This is a genomic window from uncultured Exiguobacterium sp. (assembly GCF_964277885.1).
Taxonomy (GTDB): Bacteria; Bacillota; Bacilli; order Exiguobacteriales; family Exiguobacteriaceae; genus Exiguobacterium_A.
The window spans coordinates 351,128-375,348 of record NZ_CAXYJR010000005.1 but is presented as its reverse complement, the minus strand read 5'-3'; the positions used below and the strand labels follow the sequence as shown (position 1 = coordinate 375,348).

Sequence of the window (24,221 nt, the reverse complement as noted above, 5' to 3'; positions counted from 1 at the left end):
TTACCCTATCTTTTCAGTATTCTATGGGATGTCAAAAGAGATACGGTGCCGGATCGACCGCATTCGGTTGACCGATCGCCCATTCACCTTTATGCAATTCGAAATGCAGGTGAGGTCCTGTTGACCAACCGGTGGAGCCAAGCGTACCGACCGTTTGACCCGGCATGACCGTTTGACCCGCCTTGACATCGATCGAATCCAGATGCGCATAGACGGTCGTATAGACCTGACTGTCGATCAAGTGCGTCACCATGACGACATTACCGTATCCCGTCGCACTACCGGCACGGAGGACGATACCGCCCGCCGCCGCATGAATCGGCGTTCCTTTCGCATTGACGAGGTCAATCCCTTTATGGATCTCTGGTTTCCCAGTCAGCGGATTGTTCCGGGGACCAAACGGTGATGAGACATAACCTTGCACCGGTAAATGAAACGGACGATTCGAATCAACGTCTGCTGGTGTATCGGGTGTTTCAGAAGATACTTCGACTTCAGGGACGGGCGGCTGTGCTTTCTCAGCATCCGCTTCCTGTTGTTTCGCTGCAGCAGCACGCGCAGCTTCTGCTTGACGTTTTACTTCCGCTACTCGCTTCGCTTCGGCTTGACGTGCTGCCTCGATTGCCCGTCGCTTTGCCTCTTCTTTTGCTTTTCGTTCTGCTTCTTTCAGTGCAGCCAGTTCATTTTGAATCAACTGTCGCTGATCAGCGAGAATTTCTGCTTCTTCAGCTTTTGAGAACTGCTCTTGTTGCAACGCTTTTACCTTCGTGTTCAACTGGACGACCAGCTTTCGCTTCAACTCCGATTCCGCAATGATTTGCGTCTGAAGGACAAGTAATTTCCGTTGTTCTCGTTTCAGACTTTCGAGCAACAACGCTTGCTCTGATCGCTGTTCGTTCAACTGACTGACGTTCGCCTTATATGTTTGCAGGACATCATCGTCTTGTTTGATGATCTCGCTGACTGTGCTGAAGCGCGAAATCAAATCACCGAAGTCCTTTGCGTCAAGCAAGACCTCGATATAGGTAACGTCTCCCTTTTGTTGGACGGCACGTAAGCGACTGCCTAGTAAGTCTTCTTGTTGATGTAGTTCCTTCAACGTTTCGGAAATGGCTTTTTCCGTCAGACGTAATCGTTCCTTAGATGCAGCAACAGCCGCTTGTTGATCGGCTATCTTACGCGCTAAATCATCCAAACGGCTGTTGACTTCATTCAGTTGCGCACGGGCTTGCTTGCGCTGCTGTTTCGTCAAGATCAACTTCTCTGATGTCTGATTCTGTGATCGTTCCGTCTCTTTTAGACGGCTTTCGACCTCCTGTTGTTCCTTCAACAAATCTTCTTTCGACGTGGCATGAACGGACACACTAGTTCCAATTAAAGCTAAGCTCAGGACGACAGAATAGAATCGGACTTTCATGAGAAGCATCTCTCCTCTATTTTATTTTTAAATGAATCGATTAAATCTTCAAGAAACGACCAAGTGACGTCGTCGATCCCCAGACACCGATAAATGCACCGAGACCGAGTAAAATTAAGACGACCTCTAGTGATAATTGTCCTGGCGGAATCAGTGAGAATATCCCTTCGTTAATCGTTGCCAGTTGAGGTTGAATCACATTATACGAGGCTTCGTAACCGAAGTAGACGACGGCGATCGGGATGATGGCACCTAATATCCCCATCAATAGTCCTTCAACAAAGAACGGTGCACGGATGAATCCGTTTTTCGCTCCGACGAGACGCATGATCTCGATTTCCCGACGACGGGAGAAGATCGTAACTTTGATTGTATTCGAAATGAGGAACATTGCCATGAACGTCAAACCGACGATTAGGATGATTCCACCGATCCGAACTCCTTCAAGGAAGTTAAACATCTTTTTAACATAGGCCTTACCATATTCGACACTATCTATATTTTCCATTTTTTCGATGGAGTTTGCAAGAGTTTCCGTCTCTTTTGGTGAGGTAGCTTTGACGATGTACCGGTCGTGAAGCGGATTATCCTTTTCAACGGATCGATAGGCTTCAGATCCTTCGCCAAGTTGCTCCTTGAAGCGGTCCAGTTCTTCTTCTTTCGAACTATAACGAACAGATGCGACTCCCGGTAATTGCTTCAACGAATCGCCGACTGAATCAATTTTTGTTTGGTCTGCTTCCCGTTCGACGAAGACTTGAATCTCGACGTCTTTTTCGACGTTATCAGAGATCTTGTTGACGTTGAACATGAGCATCGCGAATATTCCTACGAGAAGTAGTGTGACGGTAACGGCACTGACAGAAGCGAATGTCATCCAGCCGTTCCGAACGAGACCTTTTGCCCCTTCCCGTAAATGACGGAATCCATTAAACTTCATAGCCGTACATTCCTTTCTCTTCGTCTCGGACGATTTTTCCACCATCAATCGCTAAGACACGATGACGCATCTTGTTGACGATATCTCGGTTGTGTGTCGCCATTACGACCGTTGTCCCACGGCGATAGATTTCTTCGAACACTTCCATGATCTCCCATGCTGTATCCGGGTCCAAGTTCCCAGTCGGCTCATCAGCGATGACGAGTGACGGACGGTTGACGATGGCTCTCGCGATCGAGATTCGTTGTTGTTCGCCCCCAGATAATTCGTCCGGATAGTTGCGCTCTTTATGCTTGAGCTTAACGAGATCGAGTACCTCGAGCACTTTCTGGCGGATTTGTGATTTGTCTTCTCCTACGACCTCTAATGCGAAGGCGACATTTTCATAAACCGTCAATGACGGGAGTAGTTTGAAATCTTGGAAGATGACGCCGATTTGGCGACGAAGTTCGGGGATTTGACGGTTCTTCAACTTACCGACTTCAATTCCTTTAAATAAAAATGAACCGCTCGTTGGTTTCTCTTCGCGGTACATCATCTTCATGAATGTTGACTTACCCGCACCCGACGGACCGACGATATAGACGAATTCGCCTTGATCAATCGTCAAATCGACCTCACGGAGTGCCGTGACGCCGTTCGGATAAATCTTACTGATTCGTTGCATCTTGATCACGTACTTCACATCCTTACTGGTTTACTGATGCTGAATGGATAGGTCTAAAAACCTACCGACCACCATTATAACAGGGACGAAATTGAACGCACATTACAATCAAATGTCATTTCAAGCGATCATACTATAAAAAAGAGGCACGAATGACGAACACATGTCGTGTTTGTCATCTCGTACCCCATCATATCCCATAATCATTTTTTAGCAGCGAGCCAATCCGCGACTGCCATGATTTCTTTATCATCTTTCAGGATTCCAGCAGGCATTTGCCCTTTCCCGTTCTTGATGATCTTTTGAATCTCTTCAGAAGAATATTTCGATCCGACCTTCGTCAGGTTTGGTCCGACGTTTCCTTCTAGGTTTTTCCCGTGACATGTCGCACAGTTGTTGGCGAAGATTTTTTCAGCATCTACACCGGATTGTGTCTTCGACGAATCATCGTTCATCTTCGTTTCTTCCTTCGTACCTGACGATGAATCATCAGAACTCGAATCGTCACTACCACCACATGCCGCGAGCGCAAGTGTCGTTCCCAAACCTAACGCAAGTAACAAGTTTTTCAGCTTCATCCGGATATCCCCCTCTAATTAAGTATCTACATAAACGCTTCTGACCTAGTTAGAGTATAACCGTTATCCGGAAGAGTTAAGCATGATTTCACAAAAACTTCACGTTTGAATCGTCATTACGGCACATTGCGATAACGCTTATCGTCTGTGAAGCCGAGACCAAGCACCTCGTGTGCTTCACTGACGACGAGGAACGCCGACGGATCGATGTGTTTGACGATTTCCTTTAGTGTCGTGATTTCCCCTTGCCGGACGACGACCATCAGCATCGGTTTGCGCGTCCGGGTGAACGCACCTGCCGCCTCAATCTCTGTCGCTCCGCGATCAAGCGTCTCAAAAATTTCCTTCACTAACGCTTCCCGTTGATCGGAGATGATATAAGCGAGCTTGTCGTTCGTGATTCCGAGCTGGACGACGTCGATCATCTTGATCGTGATAAACAAGGCTACGAGCGCGTACAGACCAATCTCAAGCGAGAAGATCGTTGCCGCACTGATGACGATCGTGCCGTCAAGTAAGGCGATACACAAATGGAGCGGCAATTTCGTGAAGCGATGCAGGATTTGTGCGATCAAATCCATCCCACCAGTCGACGCTCGTCCCCGGAAGATCAGACCGAGTCCGATCCCGACACCGGCACCGCCAAAAATCGCGGCAAGCATCGGATTCATCGTCGCAGCCGGAACGTCGAACCGTTCGTAAACGAGAATGACGACCGGTAAGAAAATCGACCCGACGAGTGATTTAACGCCAAAGCCCATTCCGAGGATCATCCAGCCGATCGCCAGCAAGACGACGTTCGCGACGAGCTGGAACAAGCCTGGTGAGATACCGAACAGATCGTTCAAGACGATCGATAAGCCACTGACGCCTCCTGAGGCGAGTTGATTTGGTGCTAAAAATAAACTAAAGGCACTTGCGACGAACAAGGACCCGATTAATAAATACGCATAATCGCGCACGACTTCCTGACGTGTCGATGTCATGACATTCCATTTCCCCTTATCAATTGATTCTCGTGTTTCATTTTAGCGGAAAAGTCAGACAACGACTAGACAGGCGGAACAACTCACAGTGTTCCCTTTATACCGCACTAAAGGGTGGACTGTAGTGGACGATGCCGCTGACACCACGTAACCCATTGCGTTCAAGTGCAAGGACGAGGAAGACCTCCGGTGGGACGGGAAACGGTGGCTCAATATCGTAGTCGATCGCCCGTTCGAAACCGAACTGCGGATAGTAACTATCGTGCCCAAGCACGACGATATGCGATTCACCAGCGTCCCGCGCATCCTCAATCACTTGGCGGATCAATTCAGAGCCGATACCCTTTCGTTGCCAAGCGGGCAACACACCGACCGGCGCCAAGGCAAGTGACGGAATGTCATCGATATGGATCCTGCTCAAGAGGACATGGCCGACGATTTCCCCTTTGTCAGTCACAGCGACGCGACCGAAGACCGGTTGCGCCGCTTCGTCCTCGCGTAAGGCATCAACGAGGTTCGCTTCGTTCAGTTGCTCGAATGCCGCTTCATGGACGAGCCGGATTCCCGCTGCATCCTTGAAGCCTTCTTTACGGATGATCATAATGGAAAACTCCTTTCGACTGGTTTGCTTGCGAGCAGCGTAAACTCGGACGGAATGTTCTCACCGTTCCAGCCACGATGCTCGTCAAATCGGTCTAATATGAAACGGGTTTGAATGACCCCGTTTAAGATCTCGCTCAATGTAAAATAGCGGACAGAGACATCCGGAAAATCGACTTGTTCCTCGTCCGTAAAGTGCGTTTTATACGCCAAATCCCCCGCTTGCAACCCTTGATCGAAATAGCGTGGTCGATACGTCAAATCCGCATCGATCCAGCGTCCGATCGGATGGAAATCGCTAAGGATCAGCTGTCCACCAGGCTTTAAGATCGTAAAGAGAACTTGTAAGAAACGCTCGAGATCCGCAAAGTAATGCAATATCCCGCCTTCTAAGTAGAGGAGATCAAACGTATCGCGATATCGTTCAAGATCGATCGCATAGATATCCCCGATGACATACTCGATTCTCGTCTCAGCATGGTGCGCCAGTTCTAGCGCGTACCGCGCATTCTCCTCCGAGAGATCGAACACGGTGACGTCCGCCCCGAGTAACGCTAACGGGACCGCCTTGCGTCCGTTCGAACCGCAGATGTTCGCGATTATCTTCCCGGCGACGTCTTCGAGATCATGTCGATGCTTCTTCAGGCATGCGGCTGGATCTTGTTTGATGACCGCAGCATAATCCGCCGGTGCCCCGTCACGTTTCTCCCAAAACTCATACGCCCGGTACTCCCACGCCTGTTTGTTGATCCGACTTTGTTCCTGCATCACTATTCCCCCTTTGACGGTCAAAAAACCAGTCGAACATCGTCCGACTGGTTGGTTGTCTTACATATTCATGAGGCGGAGGTACGCATCGATGAAGCCCATGATGTCACCATCCATTGCTCCTTGCGTGTTCCCGACTTCATAGTTCGTCCGGTGGTCCTTGACCATGCTGTATGGGTGGAAGACGTACGAACGGATTTGGCTACCCCATGCGATATCCGATTTTTCACCACGGATCTCGTCGAGTTTCTTTTGTTGCTCTTCGATTTCGCGTTGGTAGAGTTTCGCTTTCAACATTTTCATTGCCGCTTCACGGTTTTTGATCTGCGACCGTTCTTGTTGACAAGAGACAACGACGCCTGTTGGAACGTGTGTGATCCGGACAGCCGAGTCCGTCGTATTGATATGCTGACCACCGGCACCAGAGGCACGGTACGTATCGATCCGTAAATCTTCCGTACGGACTTCGATGTCGATATCATCGTTGAATTCCGGCATGACGTCACACGAGACGAACGATGTATGACGGCGACCTGACGAGTCAAACGGTGAGATCCGGACTAAACGATGGATCCCTTTTTCGGCTTTTAAGTATCCATAGGCATTGTGTCCTTGAATACGGAGCGTGACCGATTTAACACCCGCTTCATCACCTGGTTGGTAGTCCATCGTTTCGACTTTCCAGCCCTGCTTGTCGCAGAAACGTTGGTACATACGCAGTAACATCGATGCCCAGTCTTGCGACTCGGTACCACCCGCACCTGGGTGTAACTCGAGGATCGCGTTGTTTGCGTCATATTCCCCGTTCAAGAGGATTTGAAGTTCGAAGTCTTCGAACTTCTTCTTGAGGTCACCAAGTTCAGACTCGAGCTCTTCTTGAAGATCCGCATCCGGTTCTTCCTTGATCAATTCGTACGTCAAAGCGACGTTCTCGTGACCTGCTTCGAGTTCTTTATATTTGTCAACCATCGCTTTTAAGCCGTTCGACTCATCGATGACTTTTTGTGCTGATTCCTGGTTGTTCCAGAAGTCCGGGTATGTCATCTCGTTTTCAAGTTCTTCGATCCGGGCAATCTTCGACTCGAGGTCGAGTGATGCCTTATATTCGTCGAGTTTCTTTTCCATCCACTCGGCGGTGTTGCGAATTTCTGCTAATTCCATGTGTTCCACCTTCTCTTTCCGTGAAAAGAGGCAGGAATCTCCTGCCTCTCTTTCAGTCGATTCATCACTTATGCCTGACGGCCGTGACAGTTCTTATATTTCTTACCAGATCCACACCAGCACGGATCATTGCGTCCGATTTGGTCGTTTGGATTTTTCCGGACCGGTTTTTTCTTGACCGCTTTGTCTTCCTTACCCGAAACGGCGACTTCGTCTTGAACGACTTTTTCGCGTTTGAGGTTCGGATCAAGATCTGCCCGAAGGACGAATTGTGTCACTTCTTCAGCGATCGCAGCATTCATCGCATCAAACATCATCGAACCTTCCGATTGGTATTCACGGAGCGGGTCGTTTTGACCGTATGCCCGGAGATGAATCCCTTCACGAAGTTGATCCATTTGATCGATGTGGTTCATCCAGTGTTGGTCAACAGCACGAAGAACGATGACTTTTTCGAACTCATCAAATGCTTCGGCTGGGACTTCTGAACGTTTGTGCTCGTAGTGTGCGAACGTGCGCTCTTTGAGCACCTCAATGATTTCTTCACGTTCTTTTCCGAAGAGGTCGCTTTCAGTGACCTTCTCTTCGATTGCAAGCGTCTGGTTCGCCCACTCCGCAAGTGCACCGATGCTCCATTCTTCCGGTACGAACTCGACCGGCGTGTACTGATGAACGCCTGCTTCAATCGTTGATTCGATCATCGGACGAACGATGTCTGACACGGAACCGGCATCGAGAATCGCTGCCCGGTCCGCGTACATGACTTTCCGTTGGTCCGCCATGACGTTATCGTATCCGAGGACTTGCTTCCGCGCATCAAAGTTGTTTCCTTCGACGCGTTTTTGAGCTGATTCAACGGCACGAGATACCATCCGGCTCTCGATCGGTTGTGAATCATCCATTCCGAGACGATCCATCATCGACTGCAACGAATCAGAACCGAAACGACGCATCAACTCATCTTCAAGTGAGAGATAGAATTGTGATGCCCCCGGGTCTCCTTGACGACCGGCACGACCACGGAGCTGGTTATCAATACGGCGTGATTCATGACGCTCTGTTCCGAGGATGTAAAGACCGCCTTTTTCTAAGACACCTTGACCGAGTTTGATGTCGGTACCACGGCCGGCCATGTTTGTTGCGATCGTGACCGAGTTCGCTTGACCGGCGTTCTCGATGATTTCTGCTTCACGTGCGTGGTTCTTCGCGTTCAAGACTTCGTGACGGATGCCACGTTTTTTGAGGATGTTACTGAGCAACTCCGACGTCTCAACGGCAACCGTACCAACGAGGACAGGCTGTCCTTCGCGGTGGGCACGTTCGATTTCGTCTGCGACGGCAGCGAACTTCCCGTTCATCGTCTTGAAGATCAAATCCGGCATATCGTTTCGGACGACCGGTTTGTTCGTCGGAACCGGTACGACGTGCATGTTGTAGATGTTACGGAACTCTTCTTCCTCCGTCTTCGCTGTACCGGTCATCCCAGCAAGCTTCGTATACATCCGGAAGAAGTTTTGGTACGTGATTGTCGCAAGTGTCATCGATTCGCGTTGAATCTCGACGCCTTCCTTCGCTTCGATCGCTTGGTGTAGACCTTCTGAGTAACGACGTCCTTCCATGACACGACCTGTGAACTGGTCGATGATCATGACTTCGTCTTCACGGACCATGTAGTCGACGTCACGGTGCATGACGGCGTTCGCCCGCAGTGCGAGGCTCAAGTGATGGTTGAGTGAGACGTGGTCGAGACCAAACAAGTTATCGATGCCGAAGTATTTCTCGGCACGGTCGATCCCTTGCTCCGTCAATAAGACACTTTTCGTTTTGATGTCGACCGTGTAGTCTTCATCTGCCTTCATGATTTTCGCGAACGCATCGGCTTGCGAATAGAGCGCTGTCGATTTTTCGGCCGATCCTGAGATGATGAGCGGAGTCCGCGCTTCATCGACGAGAATCGAGTCGACTTCATCGACGACGGCATAACTGAGTGGACGTTGAACGCGGTCTTCCTTATAGAGGACCATGTTGTCACGCAAGTAATCGAAACCGAACTCGTTGTTCGTTCCGTACGTGATGTCACAGCTATAGGCTGCTTGTTTTTCTTGACGCGACATGCTTGAGAGATTCAAGCCGACCGATAGACCAAGTGCCGCATAAAGAGGCTCCATGATATCACGGTCACGTTTTGCGAGATATTCGTTGACGGTAACGACGTGAACGCCGTTGCCAGCGAGAGCATTCAAATAGACAGGGAGTGTTGCGACGAGTGTCTTACCTTCCCCGGTCTTCATTTCGGCGATATCCCCGTTGTGGAGGACATAGCCACCAATCAACTGAACGCGGTAGTGGCGCATGCCGAGAACGCGTGTCGAAACTTCGCGACAGACCGCGAAAGCTTCCGGTAAAATATCATCTAAGTCTTCTCCGTTAGCGAGACGCTCACGGAATTCAACGACTTTTCCTTCGAGTTCTTGATCCGATAACGCACCGATTTGTGTCTCGAGCGCTTCCACAGCGTCTGCTGCTTTTTCGGCTTTCTTCAGGACACGTTTCGTTGGTGCAAATAATTCTTTTAGAAAATTAGCCATGCCTTACAGTCCCCTTACTTCGAACGATTCTTTGAACGAACAGAATTCCGAGATTTTTCCTTTATTCAGTGTACCGAATACGACGTCAAATTTCAACAAGCGGACCAAGTAGCGGTCTCGGTCTTTTGTCGTAGAGCAAACGTATCGTGTTTAAAAATAGTTTTCCATCATATCAAAAAGGGACTCGCCCGTAAGAGCGAGTCCCTGTTGCATTCATTATTCTGGTTCAATCAAACCGTAACGCCCATCCTTACGACGGTAGACGACGTTCGTGTTGCCCGTTTCTGCGTCTGAGAAGACGAAGAATGCGTGCCCGAGCATGTCCATCTGAAGAATCGCTTCTTCCGTGTCCATTGGTTTGAGTGTGAAACGCTTCGTCCGAACGAGTTCGAGTTCTGCCTCGTCCTCTTCATAGACTGGCGCTTCCGCTTCCGGTCCTTCGAGCGTTTTGAAGTACTCTCCGATGCCGCCTTCTTTAGCGCGTCCTCTCCGGTTCAACTTTGTTTTGTGTTTTCGGATTTGACGTTCGAGCTTATCGACGACGAGGTCGATTGCTGCATACATATCGCCATTGATATCCTCTGCACGGAGCAAGAGGTTTGGCATTGGAATCGTCACTTCGACTTTTTGCTTCTCATTGTTGACTTTGAGATTGACATAAGCCGTTTGCGCTTCCGTAGGAGTTGTAAAATAACGAGTTAACTTTTCAAGCTTTTTCTCGACGTAATCCTTGAGAGCATCTGTGACGTCCAAGTTTTCACCGCGAATGTTGTAGATCATGTAAACTCCTCCTTAAGTAACCGGTTGAACCTATGAATTCGAGATGATCCAGTCGTTTCCTTCTGAATATTCGAAATTCTTTGGTTCATTTTTATTATAGCACGATAAGTGAAGGAAGACCATGAAAACGATGACATTCTCATGAACATTCACTTCGATTCTTAGCGTACGATAATATTGAAGCATGTTGATGTTAACGTATATACCCGTTTCAAACAGATTTAAAACAAAAAACCGCTTTTAGGCGGAGGGCCTAAAAACGGTGGCGGCTGCTATTGGATTAGATCTTTGAAACGTTCGCAGCTTGTGGACCACGATCGCCTTCAACGATTTCAAATTCCACTTCTTCGCCTTCTTCAAGTGATTTATAACCATCGACTTGAATCGCTGAGAAGTGTACGAAGACGTCTTTCGCGTCAGACGTTTCGATGAATCCATAACCCTTTTCAGCATTAAACCATTTAACTTTACCTTGTTCCATTCGAATTCACGTTCCCTTCGCAAACCAGAGTACGAGAGCAAGCTCTCACGAATTAGTCTATCAAAAGAAGGAATTATTGACAATTAAAAATTCTGATTATTTAGAAACCATTACCACGTAATTATCAATTTCCACCAAGACATTGTTCTATATTTCAAAAAATTACATTGTCATTACATTTGTAATATTGTATTATATCGTTAGTAATTACCTGTTTTATCCATTGTCCCATTTGAGGAGGATGTAGTCGACATGCGACCATTCCATAATGATGAAAAGTATCGAATCACGAAGCGGACCGTAGCAATCTTACCTTGCTACGACATGATGAAGCAGTCCATCATCGTTTTAGAAGATGGTTCTACCATCATGACGCCACTTCGACCGTATCAACTGTTGCAATTATCGTGCAGGCAGTACAATAGTTCTATTGAGGAACGGATCGTCACCGCAAAACGTGTCGCATCCGTGAAAGGAAAAGTCCCGATTGTCATCGAACCGTCACTCGGCCTCGTCTTTTTCCCTACCAAATCACCGAAACGTGATGATTGCGAATGGTACGCTTGGAGTCATATGATTGATGTCCTCGAAGAGGATGGACAGACTAAGCTGAAGACCCGCAATGGCATGATCCTTCCCGTGAACGCCTCTCCTTACATCGTCCGCAACCAAATGAAAGCAACAGGTGAGCTTATGGCTCGCTATCAACAATTGAACGCGATGACATTAGAGGAACGCTTTAATGCAATCAAATCTTGAAAAAACGAAGGTTGGGCGATATTTTCGCTCAACCCTTTTTCGTTTCTGCCGATATATAATAAGATGATGTATTTTGAAAAAAGGAGGACGTTTGATGAATATCCAGTTGAATCCAGCTCGTTCGACGGTACCTGCCGGACAAACCGTTCTTTCGGAGACGAAGACATATAAAGGAACCGTCTTAGAACAAACCGGACCGCATACGGCGCTCGTTCAAGTCGGACGGGATAAAATCGAGATGACATTCACTGGAGATGTTCCGACAGGTGATTTCCAGTTTAAAGTAAAAGGTCAAACGGCAGAAGGTTATCTGATTGAACAGCTACCGACGGTCTCAGGACCTGACGCTGAAACACCGTCCGCCGTCTCGATTCCGTCAAACGTCGATCCTGCTTTACTCGAAGGCGTGCCAGCAGAACTGAAACCAGCTGTCGCAAAACTTCTTGCGAGCGGTCAGTTGCCTCAAACACCGGAAGTCGTCGCCCAACTGGTCACGGCTTTACAAGGCAGCTACAAGGATCTTGTCCTTGAACTCGTTTCGCGTCCTGACAACTCCCTTCCACCGGAAGCAGAATTATTGATTGATAGCCTGTTAGCGACGACAGAAGACTTTGTCGATGTCCTCCCGGAACGCGAAGCCTTACGCGACCAACCGACGTTTGAAAAAGCCGTTGCGCTTGACGTCGCACGCGCCACTTTACCGACGCAGCATGATATCGAGACCGCGACACCGCTGCACATGCGTCAGTATATTGAACACTTACCAGCGAAGGAACGTCCCGCACTCATTACGGCGCTTGAGCAAGGAGACGTCGAAACGGTCCGTAAACAACTGACACCTCACTTCCCGCAAGCTCCACTCGAGACGAAGACGAGTGTCCGTGAACAACTGATTGGTCTAACGGCACGTGCTGCAAGTCCGGTCGAGTCCGCAACGACAACTGCGACGCGTTCAGCTCTGACCCTCGTCCGAGAGGTGACGCCTCGTTTAGCGGAGGTGACGAACGACTTCAAGAGCCAACAGCGAACGATCGTATCGCAACTACGGCAAATCGAACCACTTGTTGAGTCCCGCCCGGTGCAAATGGTTGCTGTCATCGAAAGTACAGCACATCGCTTGAAGCAGATGTTCCAGCAGACGGACGCGATGCTGCATACGACGATGCGGGATGAAAAACAGTTGATTCATTTCTTGTCAAAACTCGAACGCGGCGCTGAACTCGCTTCCCTTGGTCGTGGAACAGAAGCGAAGGCACTACTGCAAGAAGTCCGGACGGGCTTTGAAGCCTTCCGCTACGCACCAGCGAACGTCCGTCCGACCTATTTACCGGAATGGAACGCACCAAGCACACGAACGTCAAGTGACGCACCGGTAAAGCTCATACCGTATGAGCCAAAACAAAACAGTCCGCGGGTTCTACAAGAAACGGTTCAAAAAGCATTGCAGCTACAAAGTGCCGAGTTGAAGCTCGCAGCCCCAACTCTCAATCCGGAAGCTTCAAAGCTCCAATCGTTCTTGACAACACAACAGCAAATCAATAAGCCTGATAATCAACAACAGTTGAATCAGATTCTATTATCGCTTCCGGTACAGATCGTCGAAGCGACGGCCGGTCTTCATGTTCACCTTCAAAACAAGCGACCGGATGAAGTAATCGACTGGGAAAACAATACGTTGTACGTCCAGCTGAATACAAAACGTCTCGGTGATATTGGCGTACGTGTCGAAACCGTCAACCGGAAGATGCAAATCACGATCGAAAACGATCTCCCGATTCTCGAGCGACTCGCTGCACCGTTCCTTGAACGAACCACGGATGCCTTAGAAGCGACCGGTTATCAGGATGTCCGGATTCAGTTCCGACCGTTCACGAAAGAAGAACGACAAGACGTCGTCAAACAAAAGGATGAGACGCCAAACGGGTACGATTACCGGATTTAAAGGAGGAAGCCATGTACCAGAAAATCGATTTGAAGCACCGAAAATCTGCTGCCGTCTTGCGTTACGATGAAGCATCCGGACAAGCACCTGTCGTCGTTGCTCGCGCGACAGGACAAGCGGCAGACCGGATCTTGCAGGAAGCTCGCGCCAACGGAATCGCTGTTGAACACGATACTTCGTTACTCGGTCACCTGCTCGATCTCGACCTTGGGACCGCGATTCCACCGCAACTCTACGACGTCATGGCAGAACTCCTCTTATTGATCGAAGAACTGGACCACGCGAAAGGACGACAGACATGACAGAACAAGAACTGTATCAGATGACCCCACAACAATTGACGGAAAAGATGTTGCAAGGACTTGTCTTTCAGTACGAACAGGCAATGATGGCGATTGAAGCAAAAGCGTTTGACCACATGAATGAACGTCTGCAAAAAGCCTACGCGCTACTGGCGAAGCTCTCGGAAGGACTGCATGACGACGGCGGAATCATCACGTCTCAACTCGAAGCCTTGTACTTCTACCTCGGTCAACAGACGCTTCGCGCTTACACAGAACATCACGTGCTCACGGAAGTACTTTTCCTTGCTGAAGAACTGCTGGTTACATGGCAAGCAGCAAGTACAAATAAGCGCCCGCTCGCTCGGGCAGCCCATCATGCAGGATATGAAAGGATGGCATACGAATGAAAATCTCAAACAATGTCCAAGCACTAAAGGCGTATCGCAACCTGACGGCGAATCAATTAAATGTCAAGACAACGATGGATAAACTCTCAAGCGGTCAGAAGATTAACCGTGCTGCGGACGATGCAGCCGGTCTCGCCATCTCTGAAAAGATGCGGAATCGCTTGCAAGCACTCGATAAAGCGGAACAAAACGTTCTCGATGGCATCTCGATGGTACAAACGTTAGAAGGTGGCATGAACGAAACACACAGTCTTTTACAACGGATGCGTGAACTCGCTGTCCAAGCAGGTAACGGAACGCTTGCTCCTGAAGATCGTTCGTCGATCCAATCCGAAATCGACCAGTTGACGAATGAAGTGACACGGATCGCGAAGACGACCCAGTTTAACGGCAAGGATATCCTAACGGGTGACTTCGCTGAAGGGAAAAGCGCCCTCTTCATTCAAACGAATGCTGGGGCGAACGAAGGTATCTCAGTTACAGTCGAAGACATGCGTGGGCTGGCGCTCGGCATCAGTACGACAACTGCTCCAGCAACGGGAAGTGTCGCCATGACGGACACGAGTGGTACGAACGAATATGCTTTGAGCGTCATGACAAGTAACAACGCAGACACTGCTGTTTCTCTTTATACAAAGGCCATTGATAGTGTGTCAAATCAACGTGCGAAGCTTGGTGCGATTCAGAACCGTTTTGAAGCAACGAATTCCGTCCTCGGTATTAGCCGTGAGAACTTGACGGCGTCCGAGTCACGGATTCGCGATACCGATATGGCACGGGAGATGATGGAGTATGCGAAATATAACATACTCAACCAATCCGGTATGGCCATGATTGCCCAAGCGAACGCATTACCGCAAGGCGTCTTGCAACTACTCAACTAAGAAGGAAGTGTCATTTATGGACATTCGCCGCATTCAAGAAACCCAACGACTTCAGGCAGCTCGGTCCGGTCCTAGGGAAGTCGAGGCATCGACGACCTTCTCTGCCTTAATGCAGGATAAACGAGAACATAAAGGTTATGAACGTCTCCAGCAAAAGTTACTGCTCGTTGAAGAACATGGTCAACTCCTTGCTGAGAGTCACACGATCGAAAACCTAGAGAGCTACAAGGAGAAGATCAAGGACTTCCTGAAGGATGCACTGGATCAGTCACAACAACTAGAAGAGAAACGTGGCTTTAATCGCCGCGGACGGACGAAAATCTATAAAGTCGTCGAACAGGTCGATACAAAGCTGTTGCAATTGACGGACACCGTCTTATCTGGAGAATCAAGACGACTTGATATTTTAGATCAAGTCGGTGAAATCAAAGGCATGCTCGTTAACGTCTTTGTCTAATCCGACAACACGAGGAGACTATCCATGCCTGAGTTGTATTTAAAAAAATGTAAGTGTACCTATTGCTTAAAAGAAACAGAAACGAAGCGTGTCTTGTCTCGTCATATTCGGGTCGATCGAACGGATTTTGACGGCTTCGTCCATTACCAAGGATCGAATCCCTATCTGTACGAACCGATCCAGTGTTCCCACTGTCGCTTCGTCTTTCATGAATCGTTTGAAAAGTTGCGGACGGACGTGCGTCAGACACTCGAAGAGCAAATCTTGCTGACGCTCCCGGTATTACCGTTCGCAGCAACGGAACGAACAATTGAACAATCCTTACAGCTATATAAATTAGCGCTCTATACCGCGCAAGTGACCGGACAAAAAGAAGCGATTCTTGCCATGCTCGGCGTCCGGATCGCTTGGATGTACCGGATGCTCGGAGACGAAGCACAAGAATTACAGTGGATGGAACGGTCGGTTACGAAGTACGAAGCCCTGTATCTCAACTATACCGACGCTGTTCGTACTGGTATTCCTCACGATGTCCTCTTACTGCGAATCAGTGACTTATATGCTGTCTTAAAACGGACGGATGATGCAAAACAATGGTATGGTCTCATCTTCCAAAGTAAGACCGTGTCGGACCGGACAAAAAAAGAAGCACGGGAACATTGGGAATTGTATCGTGAAACACATAACGTCTAACGAAACTACATAAAAAAGGAGGATCATGCATGCGACACATGTCTCGCGTCCAGTGGTATGTCATCGTTACGTACATTGCCATTCTCGGATCAAGCTGGTTTCATGCTGGTCCGATTTTTGCTGTCTTCAGTACAATCACCGGACTTCTCTATTGCTCATGGATAGCTCGTGCGTCTGGAACGTTACCAATCATCCGGCGAGCAATCGAGTGGTTCACGATCGGTATCATCTTGAACTTCGCCTTCAGCTTCTTACCAACTGCCTGGCACCCCCCAGAACTCGATACCGTCGTCAACCTGACGATTACCGGCTTTTTTATCCTGACAGCGATAACTTTCGCGAAACAAATCAATTGGTCGACGGTCCGGCGCTTACCGCTTCTATACGTCGACGGGATTTTACTCTTCGGTATGACATTCGTCTTCGGCTATACAATCATCTTACGGTATATACCGGATATTGCTCGTTCTTCCATTGAACTCGTGGGGATGAGCGGTTTTGCACTTAGCTTCATTGCACAACTGTTCTTTTTCTTCTTACTTTATACGACCGGCTTACACAATAAATCGCATCGCTTACTGATTCAATCGATGCTGTTGTTCATCTTTGCGATTTTTGGTTACTATACGTTTTTCATCCGGGATCAGCTCGAGATAGCCAGTTGGTTCTTCCCGTTGTATCCGGTCAGCTTATACGGTCTCTTGCAGTATTATCGAAAAATGCACTCGCCGGAAGCCTCTGAACGATGGACGATCTCGTACCTTCCCTACCTCAGTCTCTTGATCGTCGTTGGTGGCATCTCGTACGTGCCGATCCCATCTACCATCTACTGGAGTAGTCTCATTGGTCTCTTCTCGCTCTTTTTCGTACGCCAATTTTTCTCTGAGCGCCAAAACACACGACTCTTGCGTGAGTTGAGCCTCTCGGAAAATGAGTTATTGCAACGCGTCAGCGAAAAAACGGAGCGCCTTGAATTGCGAAAGGAAGAGTACCGCCGGCTATTTTTGAATCATCCCTATCCGATCGTTCGGATGGATGCCAATGGTCATGAAAAAGCGATGAATCCAATCGCAGAACAGTATTTCCCTGCCGGACAGCTTCCAGATCAGCTAATGGAACAGATCGTCCCGATCAGCTGGCAAGGAACACCAATCGAACATCAACTGATGCAACTCGACGACGGACGCGCCTTTGAAGTGACGGTCATCTCGATTCCACGCGAGCATGACTTCTACATCATCTTAGCGGACCGCACGCATGCTCTGACGGAAGAACGGATGTTACGTTCGCTTGGATACCAGGACGCGCTCACCGGCTTACCGAATCGTCGATATTTCGAGGAAGTCCTATCGAATGAATTAAAACATTGGCAAGAAGGATCGTTATTGTTCATCGACTTAGATGGTTTTAAAGGCATCAATGATCAGTTCGGTCATGACGCCGGGGACTTCGTTCTACAAGAGACCGCACGACGCTTAGAAGCCGATTTGCAGGAAGCGGAGATGGCAGCAAGGCTTGGAGGCGATGAATTCATCGTCTTCTTACACCGGAATCGCGCAGGTACGATCCTTTACGCAGAAAGTATTCTCAAACGGCTGAATGAGGTATTCCTTTATCAAGCACACACGATGCACGTCACGCCTTCGATCGGAATCGCACGTTACCCAGAAGATGGCACGACGACGAGTCTCCTGTTGATTCGCTCCGATGAAGCGATGTATACCGTTAAACAGGAAGATAAAAACGCCTATCGCTTCAAATAAAAAGAACGGAATCCGCGGATTCCGTTCTTTTTATCGTGTTATGATTCACGGCGATACTTTTCTTCCTCATACGCATCCGGTTGTTCCGAGATTGGACGCTCGAGCGCTTCCCACGACTCCGTCTCGACATCCGGTTCAATGAATTGATCATATGAACCATCCGATTGAAAATAGGTTTGTGGTGCACGGCGTTTACCCTGCTCTTGTTTCTTCACGAAAGATTCCTCCCTCACGCAAAAACATTACTGACGCGAATCAAAATACGGGGAAAAGCTATTGTCGACATCCTCATACGGATCGACGTATGATTTCCGGCTCGACTGCGTTTGACGCAACTGACTAATTTGTACCCCTAATTTAGCCGTTTCCGCTGATAATTTCAAGTCGATTTGTCGACTGTCAGCTACCAACTCCTGAATGATTGCTTGATTTGCACCGGCTAGTAAATTGGAGTGTGCGGCAATGAACGCTTCCCGCTCATTCAGCAGATGTTGAATTTTTTCAATCCAATCATCATACGTCTCTTCGCTCGGCGTCTGATCCAGTAATTCCATCAACCGTTTCGTCTTGAGGCGAAGCGGATCAAGCGGACTCATCGTTGCTTCGCGAGCTTCATCGCTTCTTTCCATGTCTCTCGGAACTCTTCCGCAAAGCCAATCACTTCCTCGATCGCAGCGACATCATTCTTGACGTTCGCATCCATCAAACGCCCTTGCATATAATCATAAAGCGCGTTCAAGTCTTTGGATAATGCAATCGACTGATTGAGTGTCAATTGAAGTTCACTGATGATCGCTTGTGCTTTTTGGATGTTCGTATTTTTTTGTTCGATTAAACCCTGTTCAATCGATCGTTTCGCGAGCATTCCGAATTTGATCAATCCTTCATACAGCATAAGCGTCAAATCTTGCGGTAATGCGGTTGTGACAGAGTTCGTTTGGTATGTGGCATATGGATTCATGCGAGATCCTCCTTATTACTGGTTACTGGCCTTGTGTCAAATAGTTCGTCAATGTTGCCGATTGGCTGTTTGCTTGGTTCATCGCTTGTTCCATCGCCGCGAATCGACGATAGTAACTGTCTTCTTTACGTTTGAGCTTGTCTTCCCAAGACAACATACTCTTATCAATGTCAGCGAGCGACTTCCCGAGTCGGTAGGTCGTCGCAACGGATCCATCACGCCCGGCGACGTTAGAAATCTTATCACGTAGATTCGTCGTAAAGGTTTGAATTTGGCGAGCGAATCCACTTAATCCATTCGGATTATCGATTTCCGTTCCATCGGCTTGCTTGATTTTAGCGGGTGCATCTGCCGTAAAGAGACGATAGACGCCATCCGGATGTTTTTCGAGCATCTCTTTTAATTTCGCTTCGTCGAGTTTGATTTTTCCACCATCACGAAAATCACTCGTCGACGTAATTCCGATTTGTGATAGTGAACTTAGTACGACAGGACCTGAAGCAGACGGAATCGTATAGCCGGTATCAATCTTCGCTGACAACGTACTGCGAAAATCATTCATACCATCGCGTAAGTAGGAATCATTCTTCAAGACACCACTCATCGCTTTTTCTTCCCACTTCTTGACTTCGTCTTCGCTTAATTCTTTTCGCTGAGCGTCAGTCAATGGTTGATAATCCCGGTACTTCTCTTCTCGGACTTTCTTGTTCATCTTATCAACCATGTCATTGTATTTATCGACGAACTTCTTTATCGAATCAAAATTTGATTGTATATCGAGTGTCGTATTGATGGTCGTCGCCGTCTCCGTGACATTGTTCAACGTGATAGACAATCCATTCTGTGTGAATGTATTCGTCGTTTGCTCTAATTTTTGCCCACCGATCGTGTATTCAGCGTTTTTTCCTTCACGACCATATGTTGCGTTTGTAGAGTCAACAAGTGTCGCGTTCGTCGACAGATCGACAATCGAAATATCAGCTCCACCTGGACTTAAATTACCCGTACTCGTTTTAGTCAAGACGAGTTTTCCTGTTAAATCATTGAATACAGCGTTCATTCCGAGACTGTTTTGACTGTTGATCGCTGTTGTTAAATCCGAAATCTTTTGTGTTGCATCGAACTTCAGCGTTTCAGTCACCGCTTTTCCTGTCGCATCAAATGTATTGATCTGTACATTGATTTTCCCGTCAGTATCTTTCGTGAACAGTCCGCTTTCATCAAGTGTTGTATCACTCTTTTTCCCACTCGTCGCTACTAATGTCACAGATGCCGCACTGGCAAGTTGATCGATACTATCAATCGTCACACTACCAGATGGCGCTCCAGCACTTGCCGATACAGTCAACGCAGACGGATTTGAGCTTGTGACCGTCTTTGATTGATAATTTTTCGATAACAACATATCACTCGCAGCAGAACGTAAATCGAGCAACCCTCGGTTCATTTCACGATAGGCATCGCGTTGCCACGTCATCGTCTGTTTCTTTTGCGATAAGCGATCGACGGGTGCACGCTCCGCCTGCATCAATTGTTTAATCATCGTTTCGGTGTCAATGCCGCTCGCTAGTCCGCTGAGTCGGATCCCTGCCATCCAATCAGTCCTTTCTCTTATTAAATCCGTTTATCAATCAATTGGTTGAATTCAAGAAACGCAGCAAAGAAATCGAGTTCCTTTTTACTTGGAATCTCTTGTACGACATTATCGTTCGTATCAACGACCTGAATATAATACTCGTTTAATTTTTCATGTTTGACGAACTTCAATCCCGTTCGTTGCAATTCAAGCTTTACATTCGCTTGTTCAATCGCCACTTCGAGTTTTTGGACGTGCTGAGGAGTCGGTAAGACAATGACACCATCTTCCTCCAACTCTGCTTGGTTCGCTTCGACGAAGACATTTTTCGTCGCTTCATAGGGTAAAACGTTCGAAGGCAGGTGAAGCCGGATTTCCGTATTGATGGAATTCATTGTCTGTCACTCCTTGTCTATTCTCTATGTAGTATATCGGCTATTCTTCCTGTTTTATAAGTTTTATTTTAAAGATCATCAAATCGGGGTATTTGGAACATATGTTCTTCAAAAGAAGGTGTTTTAATGCTGATTGATGAATTGACTCCAACACAGCAAGCGATTCTACTGGCTAGTATTTTGGGGGATGGTGAGATTACCAAGTGCTATCCTCGCTCACGTCGAAAAAATAATAGTTATCGTGAGCATTTCGGGGAGAAGCAAAGATTTTATCGAGAATGGAAACAAAAACACTTACCAGATTTATTTTACATCAGGCAAAATAATTCGGTCTCTCGTTCACTCCCTTTGTTTACGGAATTGTATCCGTACTTCTATCCTTCTGATCAAAAGGATATTCCCCTTTCTCTATTCCCTCGTTGCCGACATCCGTATTTTTTAATGACGCTTTATCTCGATGATGGATCATTGATTGTATCGAAACGATATAATTCGAAACAACAATTGATCGTGACGCCTACCATTGCGCTTTATCTTCAATCCTTTTCAAAATCATCCCTATTATCGTTTTGCGACTGGTTAAATCATCAATTCAAGTTACGCTTTCAAGTAGCAAACATCCCCAATGGATCGGGCTATTATTTACGAACGACTCGTTTTGAAGATACGATGCAATTTCTCAATCGTTTACTTCCTTATCCCGATGACTTAATCGTTTTTTCATACAAACTAGACTGGACGAGTCGGTTCAAGATTATCCAACAAGAGCATCCAAATCATGAAGTCATTAGTACTAAAACAAACCGTTACTTCAGTTCATCAGAAGTCGAGCAGTTGATAGCACTTGAAGCAGCTGGCGTATCAATCCAAGACATAGCAAAACGATTAAATCGCTCTGTTTGGTCGATTTATGCAAAGCATTCTACGATAAAAAGGCCACGGAACGAGTCCGTGACCTGAAGTAAACGATATGTGACCAATTACGATTAACGGAGTAATTGGAGAACGCCTTGCGGCTGTTGGTTCGCTTGCTACGCGCATTAGCTTTCGCTAATGATAAGACTATATCTTCATCCTTGAAGTTCAAGGAGCTGGGCACTTCCCCCGCCGTTTACGGAGTACGGATTTCATAACCATCGGACGTGTCCATTAGGTCGTATATCCTAGTCGTTGAACCTTCACCAAGGTTTCCCTACAGGTGCTTGGCTGCTGATTGTCCAATCCTTGATGTTTTTCAGAACGGTCACGCTCGCCGTTTCCAGCCACGTTGTCGTACATCAAGGCTCTCAGGAGTTCCAGCAATTCACCCAGTCATGATCTAATCCGTTACCAGATTAGACGCCCGGTAGAATCAATCATCGAAGGAGTTGGAGAACGCCCTGTGGTGTTTGATTCGATTGAGCCAACATTGCTTGTGCAGCTTGTGCAAGAATCGAGTTCTTCGTTTGGTTCATCATTTCTTTTGCCATGTCAACGTCACGAACGCGTGATTCAGCCGCTGTTAGGTTTTCAGAAGATGTTTTGAGATTGTTAATTGTGTGTTCGAGACGGTTTTGAACAGCACCAAGTTTAGATCTTTCAGACGAAACATTTTTAATCGCTTTATCTAAAGAATCTAAAGAAGAAGATGCACCTTCTTTTGTAGAAACATCAACACCCGAGAGACCCAACGCAGCAGTTCTCATGTCGTTTAATCCTACTGAAATTGATTGACCTTTATTAGCACCAATTTGGAATGACATTCCACCGCCACCAGCGCTTTCAGTTTGAGCTTGTGAGAGTCCTAGATTTAAAACATCGCTTTTTCCTTCATAATCTTTGAAATTCACCGTTCCACTCTCGCTGCTTACTTGGAAACGTCCATCTTTAGAAGCAGTAACCTTAATTGCCTCAACAAACCCTTCTTGTCCAGCTGACTTACCTTGAAGCGTATTATAGCTATCCACAGCAGTTTTTATTGCTGTTTGAATTGTTGTAGCAGCTGCATCCATAGTAGTAGTATTGTTAATAGCAGCACCTGTAGTAACTTTCATTTTAACGCCGTTTAAATCCATTTCAAAAGTAGCGCCACTTGCTACAGTTGAACCATTGTATTTATTTGTACCGTAGTTAACTGTTGAAGCAGGATCTGATACATCACCTGCTGTATTAGATGCGATTAACGCACCTACTCCAGTAGCTCCTGAAGAAGTTACCAATTGAACTGCAGAATCTGTTCCTTGACTACCACTTTTAAGTACTAGTTTCGCTGATGCGGCAGTTGCTGAATCTAAATAGCCTTCAATATGCTGAACTGTAGCACCAGCAGGATTTGATGAGTTATACTGATCAATTGCTTCATTAAGCTTATTAGTCAGTAAATCTTTAACTGAGTTAAGTTGTGCGATTCCAGAAGTTGCAGTCGTTGCTTTAATTTGATCTTTTTCTGTTTGCGAAAGTAATGTATCCCAGTTTACATCAACTTTATGACCATCGATATCAAAAGTATCTTTACCAAATGTAGTTGAAGATAAATCTGCAGCAAGAGCTTGTGCTGCTGTCATTTTACCAGATTCGAGTTTCCCTACAACTGAACTCGTAGTCGAATTACTTCCAACAATAGAACCTAAAGCAGATTTTAAACTACCATTCAACAATTTTTGTGTGTTGAATTCAGTAGTATTACCGATGCGATCAATTTCCTCTTTTAACTGTTTAACTTCATCTTGAATCGCTTTACGATCATCGTTTGTGTTTGTACCGTTTGCTGATTGATCCGCGAGTTCACGAACACGTTGAAGAATATCGTGAGTTTCGTTCAATGCACCCTCAGCTGTTTGAATCAATGAAATTCCGTCTTGTGCGTTACGTGACGCTTGGTCAAGTCCACGAACCTGAGCACGCATTTTTTCAGAGATTGCAAGACCTGCTGCATCATCACCTGCACGGTTGATACGAAGACCCGAAGCTAATTTTTCCATTGATTTACTTTGTGCAGCAGAAGCTGAAGACAGTTTACCATGCGTATTAAGCGCTGTAATGTTGTGATTGATAATCATTGTAATTTCCCTCCATAGGATTAGTTTTTTGTCTCTTCGAAGATCCGTCTTCTCCGAGATGTGCCCCCTAGCCGGCCCAAGGGTGACACGGTAGAA

General features: G+C 47.2%; 26 protein-coding genes. 9 read left to right on the top strand and 17 right to left on the bottom strand.

Annotation, left to right across the window (positions count from 1 at the left end):
• Window positions 1–31 precede the first annotated feature (31 nt).
• From ACHWTJ_RS03595 to ACHWTJ_RS03545, 11 genes are all read right to left on the bottom strand, one after another.
• A complete protein-coding gene (locus ACHWTJ_RS03595) occupies window positions 32–1,417 on the bottom strand; it encodes a peptidoglycan DD-metalloendopeptidase family protein (RefSeq protein WP_394679128.1) in 1,386 nt (461 codons plus the stop codon).
• 40 nt (window positions 1,418–1,457) lie between these two features.
• Window positions 1,458–2,357 (bottom strand): permease-like cell division protein FtsX, encoded by a 900-nt coding sequence (gene ftsX / locus ACHWTJ_RS03590; protein ID WP_294743820.1) that lies wholly within the window; start codon window positions 2,355–2,357, stop codon window positions 1,458–1,460.
• Entirely contained in the window at window positions 2,347–3,033 is a 687-nt protein-coding gene (ftsE, locus tag ACHWTJ_RS03585) for a cell division ATP-binding protein FtsE (RefSeq protein ID WP_023469240.1), read from the bottom strand. The genes ftsX and ftsE overlap by 11 nt, the downstream gene beginning before the upstream one ends.
• Window positions 3,034–3,227: 194 nt before the next feature.
• Window positions 3,228–3,602 carry a cytochrome c551 gene (cccB, locus tag ACHWTJ_RS03580; protein WP_294743823.1) on the bottom strand — a complete coding sequence of 125 codons (375 nt, stop codon included), beginning with the start codon at window positions 3,600–3,602 and terminating at the stop codon, window positions 3,228–3,230.
• 116 nt (window positions 3,603–3,718) lie between these two features.
• Entirely contained in the window at window positions 3,719–4,588 is an 870-nt protein-coding gene (locus tag ACHWTJ_RS03575) for a YitT family protein (protein WP_023469242.1), read from the bottom strand.
• A gap of 97 nt (window positions 4,589–4,685) precedes the next feature.
• A complete protein-coding gene (locus tag ACHWTJ_RS03570) occupies window positions 4,686–5,189 on the bottom strand; it encodes a GNAT family N-acetyltransferase (protein ID WP_394679127.1) in 504 nt (167 codons plus the stop codon).
• Window positions 5,186–5,956: a class I SAM-dependent methyltransferase gene (locus tag ACHWTJ_RS03565; protein WP_394679126.1), complete on the bottom strand. Its 771-nt coding sequence runs from the start codon at window positions 5,954–5,956 to the stop codon at window positions 5,186–5,188. Before ACHWTJ_RS03565 ends, ACHWTJ_RS03570 begins: the two co-directional genes overlap by 4 nt.
• A gap of 60 nt (window positions 5,957–6,016) precedes the next feature.
• Window positions 6,017–7,117 (bottom strand): peptide chain release factor 2, encoded by a 1,101-nt coding sequence (prfB, locus tag ACHWTJ_RS03560; RefSeq protein ID WP_023469245.1) that lies wholly within the window; start codon window positions 7,115–7,117, stop codon window positions 6,017–6,019.
• 68 nt (window positions 7,118–7,185) lie between these two features.
• A complete protein-coding gene (gene secA, locus ACHWTJ_RS03555; RefSeq protein ID WP_294743830.1) occupies window positions 7,186–9,705 on the bottom strand; it encodes a preprotein translocase subunit SecA in 2,520 nt (839 codons plus the stop codon).
• A gap of 216 nt (window positions 9,706–9,921) precedes the next feature.
• On the bottom strand, window positions 9,922–10,485 hold the full coding sequence (hpf, locus tag ACHWTJ_RS03550; RefSeq protein WP_023469247.1) for a ribosome hibernation-promoting factor, HPF/YfiA family: 564 nt from the start codon (window positions 10,483–10,485) through the stop codon (window positions 9,922–9,924).
• A 280-nt stretch (window positions 10,486–10,765) separates the two neighbouring features.
• Window positions 10,766–10,966 (bottom strand): cold shock domain-containing protein, encoded by a 201-nt coding sequence (locus tag ACHWTJ_RS03545; protein WP_023469248.1) that lies wholly within the window; start codon window positions 10,964–10,966, stop codon window positions 10,766–10,768.
• Between the two features lie 252 nt (window positions 10,967–11,218).
• On the opposite strand from ACHWTJ_RS03545, the gene ACHWTJ_RS03540 reads away from it, so the two are divergent.
• The 8 genes from ACHWTJ_RS03540 (at window position 11,219) to ACHWTJ_RS03505 (ending at window position 18,155) form a co-directional block, all read left to right on the top strand.
• A complete protein-coding gene (locus ACHWTJ_RS03540) occupies window positions 11,219–11,725 on the top strand; it encodes a competence protein ComK (protein ID WP_023469249.1) in 507 nt (168 codons plus the stop codon).
• A gap of 94 nt (window positions 11,726–11,819) precedes the next feature.
• On the top strand, window positions 11,820–13,667 hold the full coding sequence (locus tag ACHWTJ_RS03535; RefSeq protein ID WP_394679125.1) for a hypothetical protein: 1,848 nt from the start codon (window positions 11,820–11,822) through the stop codon (window positions 13,665–13,667).
• Between the two features lie 11 nt (window positions 13,668–13,678).
• Window positions 13,679–13,969 (top strand): EscU/YscU/HrcU family type III secretion system export apparatus switch protein, encoded by a 291-nt coding sequence (locus tag ACHWTJ_RS03530; protein ID WP_053454192.1) that lies wholly within the window; start codon window positions 13,679–13,681, stop codon window positions 13,967–13,969.
• Window positions 13,966–14,358, top strand: a complete 393-nt coding sequence (fliS, locus tag ACHWTJ_RS03525; RefSeq protein ID WP_394679124.1) for a flagellar export chaperone FliS — start codon at window positions 13,966–13,968, stop codon at window positions 14,356–14,358. Before ACHWTJ_RS03530 ends, fliS (ACHWTJ_RS03525) begins: the two co-directional genes overlap by 4 nt.
• On the top strand, window positions 14,355–15,242 hold the full coding sequence (locus ACHWTJ_RS03520; protein WP_394679123.1) for a flagellin: 888 nt from the start codon (window positions 14,355–14,357) through the stop codon (window positions 15,240–15,242). Before fliS (ACHWTJ_RS03525) ends, ACHWTJ_RS03520 begins: the two co-directional genes overlap by 4 nt.
• A gap of 16 nt (window positions 15,243–15,258) precedes the next feature.
• Complete coding sequence (locus tag ACHWTJ_RS03515; protein WP_053454195.1) at window positions 15,259–15,699, top strand: YaaR family protein; 441 nt, start codon at window positions 15,259–15,261, stop codon at window positions 15,697–15,699.
• Between the two features lie 24 nt (window positions 15,700–15,723).
• Complete coding sequence (locus ACHWTJ_RS03510; protein WP_394679122.1) at window positions 15,724–16,392, top strand: DUF2225 domain-containing protein; 669 nt, start codon at window positions 15,724–15,726, stop codon at window positions 16,390–16,392.
• A gap of 29 nt (window positions 16,393–16,421) precedes the next feature.
• Window positions 16,422–18,155 (top strand): diguanylate cyclase, encoded by a 1,734-nt coding sequence (locus ACHWTJ_RS03505; protein ID WP_394679121.1) that lies wholly within the window; start codon window positions 16,422–16,424, stop codon window positions 18,153–18,155.
• Window positions 18,156–18,193: 38 nt separating this feature from the next.
• On the opposite strand, the gene ACHWTJ_RS03500 is transcribed toward ACHWTJ_RS03505, so the two are convergent.
• From ACHWTJ_RS03500 to ACHWTJ_RS03480, 5 genes are read right to left on the bottom strand one after another with little or no spacing between them, the layout of a single operon-like run.
• The gene (locus tag ACHWTJ_RS03500) at window positions 18,194–18,370 is read right to left on the bottom strand and encodes a hypothetical protein (protein ID WP_394679120.1); all 177 of its coding nucleotides are present in this window, start codon (window positions 18,368–18,370) and stop codon (window positions 18,194–18,196) included.
• 27 nt (window positions 18,371–18,397) lie between these two features.
• Window positions 18,398–18,784, bottom strand: a complete 387-nt coding sequence (locus ACHWTJ_RS03495) for a hypothetical protein (protein WP_394679119.1) — start codon at window positions 18,782–18,784, stop codon at window positions 18,398–18,400.
• Entirely contained in the window at window positions 18,748–19,116 is a 369-nt protein-coding gene (gene fliS / locus ACHWTJ_RS03490; RefSeq protein ID WP_294743850.1) for a flagellar export chaperone FliS, read from the bottom strand. Before fliS (ACHWTJ_RS03490) ends, ACHWTJ_RS03495 begins: the two co-directional genes overlap by 37 nt.
• 22 nt (window positions 19,117–19,138) lie before the next feature.
• On the bottom strand, window positions 19,139–20,710 hold the full coding sequence (gene fliD, locus ACHWTJ_RS03485) for a flagellar filament capping protein FliD (RefSeq protein WP_394679118.1): 1,572 nt from the start codon (window positions 20,708–20,710) through the stop codon (window positions 19,139–19,141).
• A gap of 20 nt (window positions 20,711–20,730) precedes the next feature.
• Window positions 20,731–21,087, bottom strand: coding sequence for a flagellar protein FlaG (locus ACHWTJ_RS03480; RefSeq protein WP_035396237.1), 357 nt, complete (start codon window positions 21,085–21,087; stop codon window positions 20,731–20,733).
• A gap of 126 nt (window positions 21,088–21,213) precedes the next feature.
• Between ACHWTJ_RS03480 and ACHWTJ_RS03475 the strand changes: the two genes are divergently transcribed.
• A complete protein-coding gene (locus ACHWTJ_RS03475) occupies window positions 21,214–22,047 on the top strand; it encodes an endonuclease (protein WP_394679117.1) in 834 nt (277 codons plus the stop codon).
• Window positions 22,048–22,442: 395 nt separating this feature from the next.
• Here ACHWTJ_RS03475 and ACHWTJ_RS03470 read toward each other — a convergent pair whose 3' ends face one another.
• Window positions 22,443–24,125, bottom strand: a complete 1,683-nt coding sequence (locus ACHWTJ_RS03470; protein ID WP_394679116.1) for a flagellin — start codon at window positions 24,123–24,125, stop codon at window positions 22,443–22,445.
• Window positions 24,126–24,221: the final 96 nt, after the last annotated feature.